This window comes from Pseudomonas sp. GW821-FHT09C08, assembly GCF_059418125.1.
The window spans coordinates 730,881-746,515 of record NZ_JBWKPG010000002.1; the positions used below are offsets into that span (position 1 = coordinate 730,881).

The following is a 15,635-nucleotide window of genomic DNA, read 5'->3' on the forward strand; positions in this document are numbered from 1 at the left end:
GGTATGAGCGGTAAAGACTATCAAATGTGCTCTCGCTGTATTATGGATAGTAGTGATCCGCATATCCACTTTAACGAACAAGGGTTGTGTGATTATTGCGTCAATTTTGATTTGGCGATTATGCCTAACTGGCACCCAAACGAGCGCGGCCACGCCGAACTCATGAAGTTGAGTGAAAAAATAAAGAAAGACGGACAGGGGCGAGATTTCGATTGTATTATTGGGTTGAGCGGGGGCCTGGACAGTTCGTATGTGAGCTACTTGGCCAAGGAAGTTATGGGCCTGCGCCCCTTACTTTTCCATGTGGACGCAGGGTGGAATACAGACCAGGCTGTTGGCAACATTGAAAAGTTGGTCGACGGCTTGGGCTTGGACCTGTACACCGAAGTCATCAATTGGGAAGAAATGAAAAGCCTGCAATTGGCCTTTCTCAAGGCGCAGGTCGCTGATCAGGATATCCCCCAAGACACTGCGTTTTTCTCTGGGCTCTATAAGTTCGCCAAAGCTCACAAAATTAAATACGTACTGACGGGGGGGAACTTTTCCACTGAGTGTTGCCGTGAGCCTGAGGAGTGGGGCGCCTATCCTGGTATCGACAAGACGTTGATCAACGACATTCACGGTCAGTTCGGCTCGCGGAAGTTGAAGAGCTTCCCGATTGTTGACGTATTGGCCTATAAAATTTACTACCGTTACGTTCTAGGCATGCAAGTGGTGCGCCCGCTGAATTTGGTGCCCTACGTCAAGCACGATGCTGAGGCAACCCTGGAGCGATTGTTTGGTTGGAAGAAATTTCAACATAAGCACCATGAGTCGCGTTTTACCCGTTTTTACGAAGACTATTGGATGCCGCGTAAGTTTGGTTATGAAAAGCGGCGCGCGCATTTTTCCAGCCTCATTATGACGGGGCAGATGACGCGTGAAGAGGCATTGCAGCGTATTTCCAAGCCCGAACTTGATGAACAGTTCCTGATGTCAGAGTTTGAGTATGTTGCCAGCAAGCTAGACCTCAGTGTTACAGAGTTGCAGGCGCTGTTTGAGGGGAAGAATAAGACCTTTCACGATTATAAGAATAAGCATTTCATGATTGGCTTGGGAGCTCGAGTACTGTCTGCGTTGGGATTGGAAAGAAGGCTGTTTAGATGATCACCATTATTGATTATGGCCTCGGAAATATTCAGGCTTTTGTGAATGTTTATAGGCGTTTACATATACCTGTCACCATTGCTCGTACTGTGGAGGACTTGCACTCTGCGACCAAGCTTATCCTACCAGGCGTGGGCGCCTTCGATCATGCGATGGAAAGATTGAACGCCTCAGGTATGCGCGCAATGCTTGATGAGTTGGTATTGGTCCGGAAAATCCCGGTGATTGGTATCTGCGTGGGCATGCAGATGCTAGCAGACAGTAGCGATGAAGGCTCACTTCCCGGGCTTGGGTGGGTTCCGGGGCGCGTGCGACATTTTGGCTCTGTACCCGGATTAACAAACCTCCCTTTGCCGCATATGGGGTGGAATGATATTGAGTCTTCACCTGGGCACTCTTTGTTCAGAGGGCTGGAGAATGAGGCAAGGTTCTACTTCCTTCACTCCTTCTATTTTGAATGCGCACAAGATGTTAATGAGGTTGCTCGAACCGAGTACGGTCTGAATTTCAGCTGCGCAGTTTCTGAGGGAAATATCTACGGTGTTCAGTTTCACCCGGAAAAAAGCCATCACTTTGGTGTCGCGCTTCTAAAAAATTTCGCGGAATTATGAAATGTTAAGACCTAGAATTATTCCCTGCTTGCTGATTCAAGATAGCGGACTGGTGAAAACGGTACGCTTCAAGGACCCTAAATACGTCGGGGATCCCATTAATGCTGTCAAGATTTTTAACGAAAAGGAGGCTGACGAATTAATCGTCCTGGATATTGATGCGACGGTTAATAATCGTGAGCCAAATTATAAGCAAATAGCAATTTTGGCTGCGGAATGCCGAATGCCACTTTGTTATGGCGGTGGTATACGTACTGTTGACCAAGCCCGGAAAATTATTGCATCAGGTGTGGAGAAAGTGGCCATCAGTGCTGCCGCTTTGGAGAACCCGCAGCTGGTGGCTCAAATAGCAAATGAAGTAGGTCGGCAAAGTGTCGTTGTAGTTCTTGATCATAAAAAGCGACTGCTGAGCAAGCAGCATGATGTATGGACGCATAATGGCAAGGTCAACACAAAGCGCAATGTACTCGATGTGGCCAAGGAGATGGAGGTTCTGGGGGCGGGCGAAGTGGTGATTAACTCCATTGACAACGACGGTCGCATGAAAGGCTATGATCTTGAGTTGCTTATGCAGCTACGCAAGACTGTCAATACGCCTGTGACGATCCTCGGGGGGGCTGGATCCTTGGAAGATATGGGCAAGGTCATATCGAACTGTGGGGCGGTGGGGGTTGCGGCAGGTAGTTTCTTTGTTTTCAAAGGGCCATATCGGGCTGTGTTGATCAGTTATCCCGATATTACCCAGAAAGAAAAGTTTATTTTTTCAGCGTTGCGCTCTAATTGATCAGCCATTGATCGCAGTAAAAGTTATTCAGCTCAATGCTTCTACTGCGATCAATATCAGGGTCGACTCATTTCCGAGATTGATACGGTTACGATAGAGTCGCCCTTTCCTGAAAGGTATTTAGCAAAAGTTTTTCCAGCGTTCCATTTACCAACTGATGTGCTGATGTTCATATCCACGATGCAGTTCGGCATCTGCGCGGGCATGAAATACTTCTTCTTATAGCTCTCTTTGGTGAATTTCCCATAAAGTTCTTTCATGTCGAAGATTGGGTCTTTCGAATCCCCCAGTGGTAATTGATTTGTGTCGCCGTAGGCTCGATAGAATATATCGCCATATTCATAATTTGTTAACGTTCCAACCCCTTTGCTTCGGATGTTGATAGCGCAATAAGGAAGTGGCGCAAGGCCTTTCAGTTCGCTAATCAAGCCACGCTGAAAGAGTACCTCCTTCATTTTTCCCTCATGTGCATAAATATTAATTGCGCATGCGTGTATCAATATTGATGCTAGTGCCAGGTACCGCAAGCGGGGCATGTGAGCTAGAGACTGCCAAATCGCCGGTAGCAGTAGTACTGCAAAAACAGTGCTGGTGAATGTAAATCGGAGGCTCTCGCCGTGCATCAACCCGATTTCAGATACGCCCGGTACTTTATTGACGGCGATATAGGCAACGCCATTAAATAAAATGCCCAGAAAGAGAATTGAAAAAAGATAGAATGTTTTCTTTTCGCGCCGATAGTATAAGGCTAAACAGGCGGCAGCAAGGCTAGGTAAATACAGGATTGCATAATATTTTGTGAGTTTAAGATAGCTTCCGATGTTGAAGATATTTTTGAGATGAATTTCGTTGTATGTGGCGTATAAGCCGTAGGTGGGGAATATTTTTCTGAGGGCAAAAAAACCTGCTGTTATGAATATGATAAGACCGGCATTGATGAGGCGGTCTTTTGTGTGGGTGTGTTGATACAGGCAGCTTAGTAATATAAGTGATATTGACAGTGGCGCATTCGACGACTGTTGAAATGAAAGGAGAAGCAAGGGGAGACATAATGCCAGTGCTTTTCGATCCAGTAGATAGCGTGTGCAGATTAACGTGGCAAACAACGTAAGTGAATGCATCAAGTAAATGTTTGAGTAGTAAAGCACCCAGGCAGGCGATAAATAAAACAGGATGGCTGTGTAGAATTTTATCTGTCGGGGTATTTCAAAATACCTTGACGCAATATGACCGACTTCAAGGGCTGACAGAATCAGAAAAAGAACAGTAAATAGTTTTGCAAGTGTCTCGTAGTTTATAATTTCATGAAAAATATAAACCGCGTCGTAAATGTAGGGGGTGAAAAACAATCCGGCTTCGCTGAACCATTCGTGGTAGATGTCAGGTCGTTCAAGGGACACGGCATGGGAGACGATGACACCGTCCCATAGATCGGTCCCCATGGTCAGAAAGCCAGCGAGACCAACAGTGAGTGTTATTGCCATCAACAGCTGGAGGCTGATGCTGACAAAATTTATCTGGAGAGTTGTTTCTTTAATATCTGTCCAGGATTTATCAAAAAACATTGTTTTCAGAGAGAACATCCTAGGTCCTTAAGGTATGAGTCTTCGGAGTGGAATGAGCGATAGTTTTATTATTATCTGGGGTCGCGATATGTCCACGTGCTGTGCAGAATAAACGTGATAATGGGAACAGTCAGAATTACTCCGAGGATACCTAACAGGTAATTTAACCCTATCCATTGTGCTAGCCACGCGATGGAGACCGATGCAATGAAGCCTATTACGGACACACAAATGAATTTATAGAGTGTGTGTCTTTGCAGGGGCTGAGAGAAACTCCACAGGGTATTGATTGCATAAGATGTCAGTGTGGCGATAATAAATGCGACGCCGTTCGATAAAGGAGGCGAATACAAGAATACACTGACCATGGCCCAGACGATGAATGCATGGAGGAGGGTGATGAGCAGGCCCGTGGCGCAAAAGCGCAGGACTCTTTTTTTCGCGTCATGCTGGCCGATCATCTGGTGCTGCACCTTGGGTATGCTCACTTCAATCGCCTGCTCATGGTTTCACTGCGATACAGAACACCGAAAGACCCGCTATCCGGTTTAAGCTCATCAAGGGCACCTCTAGCGCGCAAATGCCTTTCAGGACCGCATTCGTGAAGCGGCCATGCTGTGCCAGTTGCGATTTTGGCGCGCGATCTTTCGGTTTGACGCAATCAGCCAATCGAAGAGCTGCTGCGATGGGGAATACGCCTCCGAAAAAATACGCTCCCTTTTTCAGCTCCAATCCGCATGCACCTACGACGGACTCAAGTTGTTTTAAGGTGTAGCGGCGTTTATGTTCGAGAAAAACATCATGCCCGCTCCACAAAAATTGAAACGCGGGCACTGTTATCAAGAATTGGGTGCCAGTAGGAACTTTTTCGACGTATTCCTTCAACAGGCCAATGTCGTCGTCAACATGCTCAAGCACGTCCATGAGCATGACGAGGTCAGCGTCGATGGAGTCAATGGCTTTGCGCAGGAACAGCGGTTTGCCTGCGTAGCTCTCATCGGATTCGTACGCGTAGCTAATATCCACGCACCAGGCTTCTTTGGCGGCAGTGTTTTCAAGCAGATATTTTGAAAAAAAACCAGATCCTGCGCCAATGTCGAGAATTTTAGTGATCGGTGCCTTGCTGAGAAACTTCTCCACCGCCTTTACTTTGGAGCTGTAATACCAATGCTGATTGATTGCATCACCCAGAATTTCAGTTTCTTTAAGGTCCATAAATCAGCTCTTGCTCCCGTAAATTTGACGCACGAGAAATACTGGGCGTCGTTTCGATTCTATGTAGGTCCTGCCCAGGTATTCACCTAGTATACCGATACCGATTAATTGCAATCCGCCCAAAAAGGTCACCGCAACCATAAGAGACGCATAGCCAGGCACATCAATGCCATGAACAATAACTTTCAAAGCAATAAAGATGGCGAGCAGAAACGAGATCGCAGAAAACACTAATCCCAGATAAGTCCATATTTTAAGTGGGTCAGTGCTGAAGCTGGTGATACCCTCAAGCGCGAAGTTCCACAGCTTCCAGCCGTTGAATTTGCTTGTACCGGCAGAGCGTTGAGGCCGGGCATAATCGATGTGGGTGGTTTTAAAGCCCACCCAGGCGAAAAGCCCTTTCATAAACCGCCTCGATTCGGGAAGTTCTTTGAGTGCTTCCACGACGCACCGGTCCATCAAGCGAAAGTCACCTACATTTTCCGGTATTTTCGAGCTGGTCATTTTGTTATGGATGCGATAGAACCAATTCGCCGAAGAGCGCTTGGCCCAAGAGTCCGAGTTTCTGTCGGTGCGGCGGCCGAGGACAACCTCAAAGCCTTCTCGCCATTTGGCGACCATGGCGGGAATCAGTTGCGGAGGATCTTGCAGATCAACATCGATGGGCACGATTATTTGCCCCGAGCACAGCTGCAGTCCTGCCGTAAGAGCGGCTTCCTTGCCAAAGTTTCTGCTGAGATCAACTATATGGATTCGAGAGTCGACACTCTGCAGTTTGAGCAGGTGCGACAGTGTGTCATCGGTGCTGCCATCGTTGATGAACAGAATCTCAAGATCAATCAGCGGCTCGGCCGCAAACACACTCGAGACCGAATCGATAAATAAGGCGACTGTTTCTGACTCGTTGAAAACGGGTACCACCAACGATAGCTTTACTACAGTCTCGGGCGCTGTACTTTGTGTCAATTCACCGTACTCACTTTCGGTCATTGTTTCAGATGCTGTAAGGGTGCTTGCTTTTATTCTCCCACAATCCAGAATCACGTTCCGGTCTTTTTTTCAATAAACATTTGTGTAGGTTGTTTCTGTAATTGCCAAGCACACAAATCTACGGACTTCAAGTGCGGATGTGGACGCTCCTCCCCTGTCGGAGGCATGTGGTAACCTGCAGGCATTGCCTGCAGCGGCTCCTGGTTTCACTACGGATTTGAGCTGGGTGAGATGTGAGTTTCACGGCATACCCGCGATACCCAGTGATACCTGGCGCTTTACGCCTCGACCTTCACAAGGCCGGTGCTCTTCTCTGGCGGTTGGGTACAGTGCTTTTCAAGGGTGATGTCGTGCTAAACTCGCGCTCAAACCTAAGGCCGGCTGGCGTTTTTGCTGGGTAATGTTCGGCAATGATGCGCGCCTCTGGTGCTACGTCCGGTGAGGCATGTTTGCAGGGCCAGCGCGATCGACCTCAGGTTTGAGACTCGTCTGTGCGTTTTGCTCCCTCGCCGCTTAAAGGTATTTCGTCATCACCCTGTTCGCACATCGCTCCTACCCGTGGAGCTTTTCACTCAGGCCCTGTTAGGCCTTTTTCATATTCAGAATTGTATGCGCGGTTTGAGGTAAATTATGTTTGAAGGAAGTAAACTACTCATCTCTGGCGGCACGGGTTCTTTTGGAAATGCTGTTTTAAAGCGTTTTTTGAATACCGAAATTAGTGAAATTCGCATTTTCAGTCGTGATGAAAAAAAACAAGACGATATGCGTAAGCACTACAACAACCCCAAGTTGAAATTTTACATTGGCGATGTCCGCGACTACCAAAGCGTGCTGAACGCCACCCGAGGCGTTGATTACATTTTTCACGCGGCCGCCCTCAAGCAAGTTCCTTCCTGCGAATTTCATCCGATGGAGGCAGTCAAGACGAATGTTATTGGCACTGACAACGTGCTTGAGGCGGCTATTCAGAATGAGGTCAAGCGCGTTGTCTGCTTGAGTACCGACAAGGCGGTGTATCCCATCAATGCCATGGGTATTTCCAAGGCCATGATGGAAAAGGTCATGGTTGCGAAATCTCGCAATGTCGACGAAGCCAAGACCGTCATATGCGGCACTCGCTACGGTAACGTCATGGCTTCCCGAGGGTCGGTCATTCCATTGTTTATCGATCAGATTCGAGCAGGCAAAGCACTGTCGATCACTGACCCGAGCATGACGCGTTTCATGATGACACTCGCGGATGCGGTGGATTTGGTTCTCTATGCGTTCGAGCATGGAAACAATGGTGATTTGTTCGTCCAGAAGGCACCCGCAGCCACCGTAGAAACGCTGGCTCGCGCCTTGACGGCAATGCTGGGGGTCCCCGAGCACCCGATCCAGATTATTGGTACCCGCCATGGCGAGAAACTGTACGAAGCGCTCTTGAGCCGGGAAGAAATGGCATGCTCTGAAGACCGTGGTCAGTACTTCCGCGTGCCGCCTGATCTGCGCGATTTGAACTACAGCAAGTATGTCGAACAGGGGGAGGAAAAAATCTCCACCATGGAAGATTACAACTCCCATAATACCGAGCGCCTTGACGTCGAGGGGATGCAGGCCCTGCTTCTGAAATTGGAGTTCATGCGCGCGATCCAGCGTGGCGAACATGCCACTCCGGAGGAATAAGCAATGAAGGTATTGGTCACTGGCAGCCAGGGTTTTGTTGCCAAAAACCTCCTTGTTCATTTGGCAGTGCGCGAGGACATTGAAGTCTTGGAGTTTTCCCGCGAGGACAGTATTTCCAGCCTGAAGGGAATGCTCATGCAGGCAGACTTCGTATTTCATTTGGCCGGTGTGAATCGACCAACGGATCCAGAAGACTTCAAGTCTGGAAATACGGACCTGACGCGTGTGGTCTGCGAGGGCATTGCCGCCAGCGGCAGGAAAACGCCCGTGCTGTATACCTCGTCAAGCCAGGCGGAACTGGCAAACGCTTATGGCGCGAGCAAGTTGGCTGCAGAGCAGGCTCTATTGGAACTGAGGGAAAAACATGCGGTTCCGGTACATATTTTTCGGCTGCCCAACGTATTTGGAAAATGGGCCCGTCCAGACTACAACTCGGCGGTGGCTACGTTTTGCCATAACATCGCTCGCCACCAGCCTATCAAGATCAACAATCCTGACGCTGCCCTGACGCTGGTCTACATCGATGATGTGATCGCGCACTTTGTTAGGATCATGGACGGTCAACTCACAGGCGATCCATTTCTTTCGGTCCAACCCAGCTATTCCACCACGGTCGGGAAGGTAGCCGAGCAATTGCTGGCGTTCCGTGACAGCCGTGAAACCTTGATCACTGAAGCGGTGGGGACTGGGCTGACCAGGGCGCTTTATTCGACGTACCTGAGCTATGTCCCTCCTGAGTCCTTTACCTACGAAGTTCCTAAGTATGGTGACCAGCGAGGCGTCTTTGTCGAGATGCTCAAGACCCAGGATTGCGGTCAGTTTTCTTATTTTACTGCGCATCCGGGCATCACTCGAGGCGGGCACTACCATCATTCGAAAACCGAGAAGTTCCTGGTGATCAAGGGGGATGCCTGTTTTCGCTTCCGCCATATCGTATCGGGAGAGTTTTACGAATTGTTCACTTCCGGGGAGAAGCCGGAAGTTGTAGAAACAGTGCCAGGCTGGACCCACGATATTACGAACGTGGGGAGCGAGGAGATGATCGTCATGCTCTGGGCCAACGAAATTTTCGATCGTGAACGGCCGGATACTTATGCCTTACCGGTGGGTACAGAAGCCTAAACACACTCTCAAGTAGATAGAGTCATGAAGAAATTGAAGATTGTTACGGTCGTTGGTACGCGCCCTGAAATTATACGTCTGTCGAGGGTGATCGCGGCCCTGGACGAGCACTGTGAACACGTATTGGTGCATACCGGACAAAACTACGACTACGAGCTCAACGAGATTTTCTTTCAGGATCTGGGCATCCGCAAACCTGATCACTTTCTGAATGCTGCGGGAGCAAGTGGCGCGGAAACGATCGGCAATGTGATCATCACTGTTGATCGTGTGCTGGCTCACGTTCAGCCGGAAGCCCTGTTGGTACTCGGGGATACCAACAGCTGCATGGCGGTTATTCCGGCCAAGCGCCGCAAGATCCCGACGTTCCACATGGAGGCGGGCAATCGTTGTTTCGATATGCGCGTCCCCGAGGAGATCAATCGGCGTATTGTTGACCACACTGCCGACATCAACATGACCTACAGCACCATTGCGCGGGACTACCTGCTACGTGAGGGCTTGCCGCCAGACATGGTGATCAAGACCGGCAGTCCAATGTTCGAGGTGCTGAATCATTATCGTGCGGGCATTGATAGTTCGGACGTACTTGAGCGCCTCGGTCTGCAGCAACATCGATTCTTTGTATGCAGCGCCCACCGTGAAGAGAATATCGACTCCGACAAAAACTTCCTCAAGTTGGTGGAAGTACTCAATACCGTAGCCGCTCACTATGACCTTCCCGTTATCGTCTCAACGCACCCGCGCACCCAGAAGCGGGTCGATGCCATGGGGGTGACCTTCCACAAGAATGTGCAACTGCTCAAGCCTCTCGGGTTCAAGGACTATAACAAGCTCCAATTGGCGTCCAAGGCCGTCTTGTCCGACAGCGGCACAATCAGCGAAGAGTCCTCCATTCTGAATTTCCCAGCCTTGAATATTCGAGAGGCTCATGAACGTCCGGAAGGCATGGAGGAGGCGGCCGTCATGATGGTCGGGCTTGAGGTTGACCGTGTACTTCAGGGGTTGGGTATTCTAGAAGGTCAGCGCACAGGGGAAAGTCGTACGTTACGGCTGGTCAGTGACTACAGCATGCCGAATGTATCGGAAAAAGTTGTCAGGCTTGTTCATAGTTATACGGACTATGTGAACCGCATTGTCTGGAAACGCTACTGATCGAGTTATGCTGATGCCTGATGATAACAAGCTGAATATTCTGGTCGTGACGCAATATTTTTGGCCCGAGAATATGCGTATCAACGATCTCGTCCGCGATTTTTCGGAAAAGGGCCACAACGTTACCGTGTTGACCGGGTTGCCGAACTATCCCGAAGGTCAGGTATATGAACGCTATCGAGCCCAGCCGGAGAACTTCGGTGAGTATTACGGGGCGAGTATTGTGCGGGTGCCGCTGATCCCTCGAGGAAAACGCAGCATCAACCTGATTCTCAACTACCTGTCCTTTTTCACCATGGCTTCCACGCTGGGAGCATGGAAAGTTCGCGGTCAAAAGTTTGATGCGATTTTTGTGTATGCCGTTTCTCCCATCATGGCAGCGATCCCCGCCTTGGTAATTGGGCGACTGAAAAAAGCGCCTGTGTTCATTTGGGTCCTGGATTTATGGCCTGAAACGCTTCGTGCTGTCGGCGTATTGCGTCAGCCACTGTTGCTGGGCTGCGTAGGTCGAGTAGTGTCCTGGATCTACAATCGCGCGGACTATCTCTTGCTGCAATCCCACGGTTTTTTTGAAAACGTGCAGCGCTATTGCACGCGAGAAATGCAGCCGCAGCGACTCATCTACTTCCCAAGCTGGGCAGAGGACGACTTTTCCAACGTTGCGCCGCCACCTTCAACACTGTTGACGCACGACCCATCGGTGTTCACCGTTTTGTTCGCAGGCAATCTGGGTGAGGCGCAGGATTTACCCGCGGTGATAGACGCGGCCCAGACCTTGGTGGGGACTGTAGCGGTGCGTTGGGTCATTGTTGGCGATGGCCGTATGAGCGAATGGCTTGCGGAACAAGTTCAAGCACGTGGCCTGGACAATGTCCTGCTGTTGGGGCGTCACCCCTTGGAGGAAATGCCCGGCTTGTTCGCTTGTGCAGACGCCTTGCTTGTCTCGCTTAAGACCAATGACGTCTTCGAAAAAACCATTCCGGGCAAGGTCCAGGCTTATCTGGCCTCCGGCAAACCCATTCTTGGGATGATCAATGGTGAGGCGGCGCACGTTATCGAGGCGTCAGGTGCAGGTTTGGCATGTCCGTCCGGTGATGCCGCTGCGCTCGCACGTATTACGCTCGAATTGGCGAACGCCGGCGAGAACGAGCGCACTCGCATGGGCAAGTCTGGCCGTGAGTACTACCTGGCCAACTATTCGAAGCCCACTCTCTTGGCTCGCCTGGAACAACTGTTTCACGATGCAACCTTGCGCAAAGGACGTCCGTGATGTCGCAATCTGTTTTCTTGACCGGTGCCACCGGTTTCGTCGGTGGCGCGGTAATGCGCCGTCTGGTCACGGATGACGTGCGCGTCACCGCAGCGGTACGTGATGGATCCAAAGTCGCCTGCGGCGATGTGGATGTTGTTCGGTTTGATACTTTTGAAGACGTAAATTGGCATTCAAGCCTCGCTGGCGTCGATGCAGTGGTCCACTGTGCCGCACGTGTGCATGTCATGAGTGATACCGAAGTCGATCCATTGGCGGCTTTTCGCAAGGTAAACGTGGAGGGCACCCTGAACCTTGCCCGGCAAGCCGCGCAGGCCGGCGTCCGACGCTTTGTCTTCATCAGCTCCATCAAGGTAAACGGGGAGGGTACTCGACCCGGTCAACCCTATACGGCCGATGATCAATGCGCTCCGAGCGACGCCTACGGGGTTTCCAAACTTGAGGCAGAGCAGGGACTGCTCGCATTGGCAGCCCGCACCTCCATGGAAATCGTGATTATCCGCCCGGTGCTGGTGTACGGGCCGGGAGTCAAAGCCAACTTTCTGAATATGATGCGTTGGTTGGATAAGGGCATTCCGCTGCCCTTTGGCGCTATCGATAATCGCCGGAGCCTGGTAGCCCTGGATAACTTGGTGGATCTGATCATCACGGCTATTAACCATCCTGCAGCTGCAAACCAGACATTCCTGGTGAGCGATGGCGACGACTTGTCTACGACGCAGTTATTGCGCAGTACCGCCTTGGCCCTGGGCAAGTCCGCCCGTTTGTTGCCTGTTCCTGCCTGGATGCTCAGCACAGCGGCCAGGCTCGTGGGTAAGGACGCTCTATCCCAAAGGCTTTGCGGCTCGCTGCAGGTTGATATCCAGAAGACTCGAACCTTGCTGCAATGGGCACCTCCCGTGTCAGTGAACGATGCACTCAAGGCAGTTGCAATACATTACAAGAGCGATAAACAACAATGAGTGATTGGTGGCTTATCGGCCTTGTCGGTTTTTTGTCGTTTGTGTTGACTGCCGCGTTGCGGCGCTATGCCTTGGCTCACAGCATCATCGACGTGCCCATCGCTCGCAGTTCCCACTCTGTACCCACTCCGAGGGGGGGGGGCGTGGCCATTGTAGTGTCCTTCCTTATAGCGCTGCCTTTGCTTGGATGGGCCGAGGAGGTTTCATTTGACACCTTGATGGCCGCAGGCGGAGCCGGTGCATTAGTTGCAGTCATCGGCTTCATGGACGATCACGGGCATATCGCGGCCCGGTGGCGTTTATTGGGGCACTTTTGCGCCTCGGTATGGGCGCTATACTGGCTAGATGGTCTGCCTGAGGTGACACTTTTTGGTATGACTGTCGACGCGGGTTGGTCTGGTGGCGTTCTTGCTGCGTTCTATCTGGTCTGGATGCTTAATTTGTACAATTTCATGGATGGAATTGACGGCATTGCCAGCGTTGAAGCCATTTGTGTGTGCCTCGGCATGGGCTTGCTTTGCGCGTTGAGTGGCCACACTGGCCTGGTTCTATTGCCCCTTGTGCTGGCAGTCGCAGTGGCTGGTTTCCTATGCTGGAATTTTCCGCCTGCTCGAATCTTCATGGGTGATGCAGGCAGCGGATTCCTGGGGATCATTCTGGGAGTTTTTTCACTCCAGGCGGCTTGGGCCTCTTCTCAGTTGCTATGGGCGTGGTTGATTCTGTTGGGTGTATTCATTGTGGATGCCACCTTTACATTAACTCGCCGCCTTCTGCGGGGCGACAAGGTATATGAGGCACATCGAAGCCACGCGTACCAATTTGCTTCCCGGCGCTATGGCAGGCATTTACCGGTGACACTCGCTGTGGCCGGTCTGAACCTATTCTGGTTACTGCCGGTAGCGGCGTGCGTGGTTTTGCTGGGGGTGGATGGCGCTGTGGGTGTCGTTGTCGCCTACGTGCCCTTGGTCGCGCTGGCGCTCAAGTTTCATGCGGGTGAACTGGAAAAGACTGACGCTACGCAAGGCAGCGTCTGACTTCACATTCATGAGGCCTGGCATGGTAAACGCATAAAAAGATCACGCAGTCATCAATTACAGGAACGGTTAGGTGGGCGAAGGGATTATGGAAAGGTTACGGGCATTCCTGGTGGGGCTGCCGCGACGCTACAAGCGACTGATTCAAGTGACGACCGACGTCGTGGTCGTTTGGGCGGCTCTCTGGCTGGCGTTTATCGTACGGCTGGGAATTGATGAAATGGCCAACCCGCTACGAGATCATCTCTGGTTGTTTTTCGCGGCACCAGTAGTCGCAATCCCACTTTTTGTCCGCTTTGGGATGTACCGCGCTGTCATGCGGTATTTCGGTAACGATGCACTGATCGCCATATTCAAAGCCGTCAGCCTGTCAGCCTTGATTTTGGTAATTGTTGTTTATTTGAACAGCAACCAGCAGCACACCGTTCCCCGGTCGATCATTTTCATTTACTGGTGGTTGAGCTTGATCATGGTGGGCGGGCTTCGCTTGGCTATGCGCCAGTATTTTCTCGGTGATTGGTTCTCCGCCTCGCAGCATGTGCCCTTTACCAATCGAGATGACGGCCTTCCGCGTGTTGCCATCTATGGTGCTGGCGCTGCTGGCAACCAGTTGGTTGCAGCACTGCGGATGGGGCGCTTGATGCGCCCAGTAGCGTTTATCGATGACGATGCTAGCATTGCCGAGCGTGTTATCTCTGGCCTTCAGGTCTACAAGCCCAAGCATATCGAACGTATGATCGATGACACGGGCGCTCAGGAAATCCTGCTGGCGATCCCTTCTTCCAACCGTGGTCGCCGGCGTGAAATCCTGGGGTTCCTTGAAGGTTTTCCGCTGCATGTGCGCAGTATTCCAGGTTTTATGGACCTGGCCAGCGGTCGGGTGAAGGTCGATGATATCCAAGAGGTCGACATCGCGGACCTGCTGGGCCGTGACGCCGTTCCTGCTCAATCCGATCTACTGGAACGTTGCATCAAGGGGCAATGCGTCCTGGTGACGGGAGCAGGTGGCTCTATTGGTTCTGAACTCTGCCGTCAGATCATGTCCCTGCGGCCGAAGACGCTGCTGTTGTTCGAACACAGTGAGTTCAACCTGTACAGCATTCTCTCGGAGCTTGAGCAACGCGTGACCCGTGAATCGTTGCCCATAACGCTGCTGCCGATCCTCGGTTCCGTACGCAACCCGTCCAAACTGATGGACGTCATGAAGACATGGCGTGTCGATACGGTTTACCACGCTGCGGCTTATAAGCACGTACCGATGGTCGAGCACAATATTGCCGAAGGGGTCCTGAATAATGTGATCGGCACACTGAATACCGCACAAGCGGCGCTTCAGGTCGGGGTTGCCAACTTTGTCCTCATTTCTACAGACAAGGCGGTGCGTCCAACCAATGTCATGGGGAGCACCAAGCGTCTTGCCGAGTTGACGCTCCAAGCCTTGAGTCGTGAACTGGCACCGGTCATGTTCGGTGACAAGTTCAATATCTCTCGCGTCAACAAAACCCGTTTCACCATGGTCCGCTTCGGCAATGTATTGGGCTCATCCGGTTCAGTGATCCCACTCTTTCACAAACAAATCAAATCGGGTGGGCCCATCACGGTGACTCACCCGAAAATCACCCGCTACTTCATGACCATTCCCGAAGCCGCGCAACTGGTCATCCAGGCCGGTTCCATGGGGCAGGGCGGTGATGTGTTTGTACTCGACATGGGCGAACCGGTAAAGATTACTGAGTTGGCTGAAAAGATGATCCACCTCTCTGGCCTCAGCGTCCGTTCCGATAGAAACCCGCACGGTGATATCGCGATTGAGTTCACCGGCCTACGTCCCGGCGAAAAGCTTTACGAAGAGTTACTCATCGGCGACAACGTAGTCGCCACTCGGCATCCCATGATCATGAGTGCCAACGAAGACCATCTCTCATGGGAAGTGCTCAAGGGCAAGCTGACAGAGCTGCTCGACGCGGTGGATGAGGACGATTACACCCGTGTCCGCCAACTCCTTCGCGACACCGTCAGTGGCTACTCTCCCGATGGTGAAATCGTCGACTGGATCTACCAGCAGCGCCGCTTGGAACCTTGATTTAACACGCTGTTACTCAAGCCTTTTTGACGA

General features: G+C 51.3%; 14 protein-coding genes. 10 read left to right on the forward strand and 4 right to left on the reverse strand.

From position 1 onward, the window contains the following. The first annotated feature begins 3 nt into the window (after positions 1 to 3). Genes AC07OJ_RS10015 through AC07OJ_RS10025 form a run of 3 tightly spaced genes read left to right on the forward strand, consistent with a single transcriptional unit; the run spans position 4 to position 2,541 of the window. On the forward strand, positions 4 to 1,146 hold the full coding sequence (locus AC07OJ_RS10015) for an N-acetyl sugar amidotransferase (protein WP_065901797.1): 1,143 nt from the start codon (positions 4 to 6) through the stop codon (positions 1,144 to 1,146). Beyond that, entirely contained in the window at positions 1,143 to 1,757 is a 615-nt protein-coding gene (gene hisH, locus AC07OJ_RS10020; RefSeq protein WP_065901795.1) for an imidazole glycerol phosphate synthase subunit HisH, read from the forward strand. The genes AC07OJ_RS10015 and hisH overlap by 4 nt, the downstream gene beginning before the upstream one ends. A gap of 1 nt (position 1,758) precedes the next feature. Next, positions 1,759 to 2,541 carry an AglZ/HisF2 family acetamidino modification protein gene (locus AC07OJ_RS10025; protein ID WP_065901793.1) on the forward strand — a complete coding sequence of 261 codons (783 nt, stop codon included), beginning with the start codon at positions 1,759 to 1,761 and terminating at the stop codon, positions 2,539 to 2,541. 56 nt (positions 2,542 to 2,597) lie between these two features. On the opposite strand, the gene AC07OJ_RS10030 is transcribed toward AC07OJ_RS10025, so the two are convergent. The 4 genes from AC07OJ_RS10030 to AC07OJ_RS10045 are packed head-to-tail and all read right to left on the reverse strand — an operon-like array spanning position 2,598 to position 6,311. Continuing rightward, positions 2,598 to 4,124 carry a hypothetical protein gene (locus AC07OJ_RS10030; protein WP_495094471.1) on the reverse strand — a complete coding sequence of 509 codons (1,527 nt, stop codon included), beginning with the start codon at positions 4,122 to 4,124 and terminating at the stop codon, positions 2,598 to 2,600. Positions 4,125 to 4,177: 53 nt separating this feature from the next. Next, positions 4,178 to 4,594, reverse strand: coding sequence for a GtrA family protein (locus tag AC07OJ_RS10035; RefSeq protein WP_226939983.1), 417 nt, complete (start codon positions 4,592 to 4,594; stop codon positions 4,178 to 4,180). 13 nt (positions 4,595 to 4,607) lie between these two features. After that, positions 4,608 to 5,321, reverse strand: a complete 714-nt coding sequence (locus tag AC07OJ_RS10040; protein ID WP_495094472.1) for a class I SAM-dependent methyltransferase — start codon at positions 5,319 to 5,321, stop codon at positions 4,608 to 4,610. 3 nt (positions 5,322 to 5,324) lie between these two features. Next, positions 5,325 to 6,311 (reverse strand): glycosyltransferase family 2 protein, encoded by a 987-nt coding sequence (locus tag AC07OJ_RS10045; RefSeq protein WP_065901785.1) that lies wholly within the window; start codon positions 6,309 to 6,311, stop codon positions 5,325 to 5,327. A 630-nt stretch (positions 6,312 to 6,941) separates the two neighbouring features. Here AC07OJ_RS10045 and AC07OJ_RS10050 point away from each other — a divergent pair. From AC07OJ_RS10050 to AC07OJ_RS10080, 7 genes are all read left to right on the forward strand, one after another. Continuing rightward, positions 6,942 to 7,976, forward strand: a complete 1,035-nt coding sequence (locus AC07OJ_RS10050; RefSeq protein ID WP_065901784.1) for a polysaccharide biosynthesis protein — start codon at positions 6,942 to 6,944, stop codon at positions 7,974 to 7,976. Between the two features lie 3 nt (positions 7,977 to 7,979). Continuing rightward, positions 7,980 to 9,098: a UDP-2-acetamido-2,6-beta-L-arabino-hexul-4-ose reductase gene (gene wbjC / locus AC07OJ_RS10055; protein WP_065901783.1), complete on the forward strand. Its 1,119-nt coding sequence runs from the start codon at positions 7,980 to 7,982 to the stop codon at positions 9,096 to 9,098. A 24-nt stretch (positions 9,099 to 9,122) separates the two neighbouring features. Continuing rightward, positions 9,123 to 10,253, forward strand: coding sequence for a non-hydrolyzing UDP-N-acetylglucosamine 2-epimerase (gene wecB, locus AC07OJ_RS10060; protein WP_065901781.1), 1,131 nt, complete (start codon positions 9,123 to 9,125; stop codon positions 10,251 to 10,253). A gap of 7 nt (positions 10,254 to 10,260) precedes the next feature. Beyond that, complete coding sequence (locus tag AC07OJ_RS10065; RefSeq protein WP_065901780.1) at positions 10,261 to 11,523, forward strand: glycosyltransferase family 4 protein; 1,263 nt, start codon at positions 10,261 to 10,263, stop codon at positions 11,521 to 11,523. Further along, a complete protein-coding gene (locus tag AC07OJ_RS10070; protein ID WP_120447947.1) occupies positions 11,523 to 12,485 on the forward strand; it encodes a UDP-glucose 4-epimerase family protein in 963 nt (320 codons plus the stop codon). The genes AC07OJ_RS10065 and AC07OJ_RS10070 overlap by 1 nt, the downstream gene beginning before the upstream one ends. After that, complete coding sequence (locus tag AC07OJ_RS10075; protein ID WP_495094473.1) at positions 12,482 to 13,519, forward strand: MraY family glycosyltransferase; 1,038 nt, start codon at positions 12,482 to 12,484, stop codon at positions 13,517 to 13,519. Before AC07OJ_RS10070 ends, AC07OJ_RS10075 begins: the two co-directional genes overlap by 4 nt. Positions 13,520 to 13,607: 88 nt before the next feature. Then, the gene (locus AC07OJ_RS10080) at positions 13,608 to 15,602 is read left to right on the forward strand and encodes a polysaccharide biosynthesis protein (protein WP_065901947.1); all 1,995 of its coding nucleotides are present in this window, start codon (positions 13,608 to 13,610) and stop codon (positions 15,600 to 15,602) included. The last annotated feature ends 33 nt before the right edge of the window (positions 15,603 to 15,635 follow it).

What these genes read in the sequence shown, in the direction of transcription:
- AC07OJ_RS10040 (WP_495094472.1), bottom strand. Translation starts at nt 5,321, where the DNA reads ATGGACCTTAAAGAAACTGAAATTCTGGGTGATGCAATCAATCAGCAT.
- AC07OJ_RS10075 (WP_495094473.1), top strand. Translation starts at nt 12,482, where the DNA reads ATGAGTGATTGGTGGCTTATCGGCCTTGTCGGTTTTTTGTCGTTTGTG.
- wecB (WP_065901781.1), top strand. Translation starts at nt 9,123, where the DNA reads ATGAAGAAATTGAAGATTGTTACGGTCGTTGGTACGCGCCCTGAAATT.
- AC07OJ_RS10025 (WP_065901793.1), top strand. Translation starts at nt 1,759, where the DNA reads ATGTTAAGACCTAGAATTATTCCCTGCTTGCTGATTCAAGATAGCGGA.
- AC07OJ_RS10065 (WP_065901780.1), top strand. Translation starts at nt 10,261, where the DNA reads ATGCTGATGCCTGATGATAACAAGCTGAATATTCTGGTCGTGACGCAA.
- AC07OJ_RS10030 (WP_495094471.1), bottom strand. Translation starts at nt 4,124, where the DNA reads ATGTTCTCTCTGAAAACAATGTTTTTTGATAAATCCTGGACAGATATT.
- AC07OJ_RS10045 (WP_065901785.1), bottom strand. Translation starts at nt 6,311, where the DNA reads ATGACCGAAAGTGAGTACGGTGAATTGACACAAAGTACAGCGCCCGAG.
- hisH (WP_065901795.1), top strand. Translation starts at nt 1,143, where the DNA reads ATGATCACCATTATTGATTATGGCCTCGGAAATATTCAGGCTTTTGTG.
- AC07OJ_RS10070 (WP_120447947.1), top strand. Translation starts at nt 11,523, where the DNA reads ATGTCGCAATCTGTTTTCTTGACCGGTGCCACCGGTTTCGTCGGTGGC.
- AC07OJ_RS10050 (WP_065901784.1), top strand. Translation starts at nt 6,942, where the DNA reads ATGTTTGAAGGAAGTAAACTACTCATCTCTGGCGGCACGGGTTCTTTT.
- AC07OJ_RS10080 (WP_065901947.1), top strand. Translation starts at nt 13,608, where the DNA reads ATGGAAAGGTTACGGGCATTCCTGGTGGGGCTGCCGCGACGCTACAAG.
- wbjC (WP_065901783.1), top strand. Translation starts at nt 7,980, where the DNA reads ATGAAGGTATTGGTCACTGGCAGCCAGGGTTTTGTTGCCAAAAACCTC.
- AC07OJ_RS10015 (WP_065901797.1), top strand. Translation starts at nt 4, where the DNA reads ATGAGCGGTAAAGACTATCAAATGTGCTCTCGCTGTATTATGGATAGT.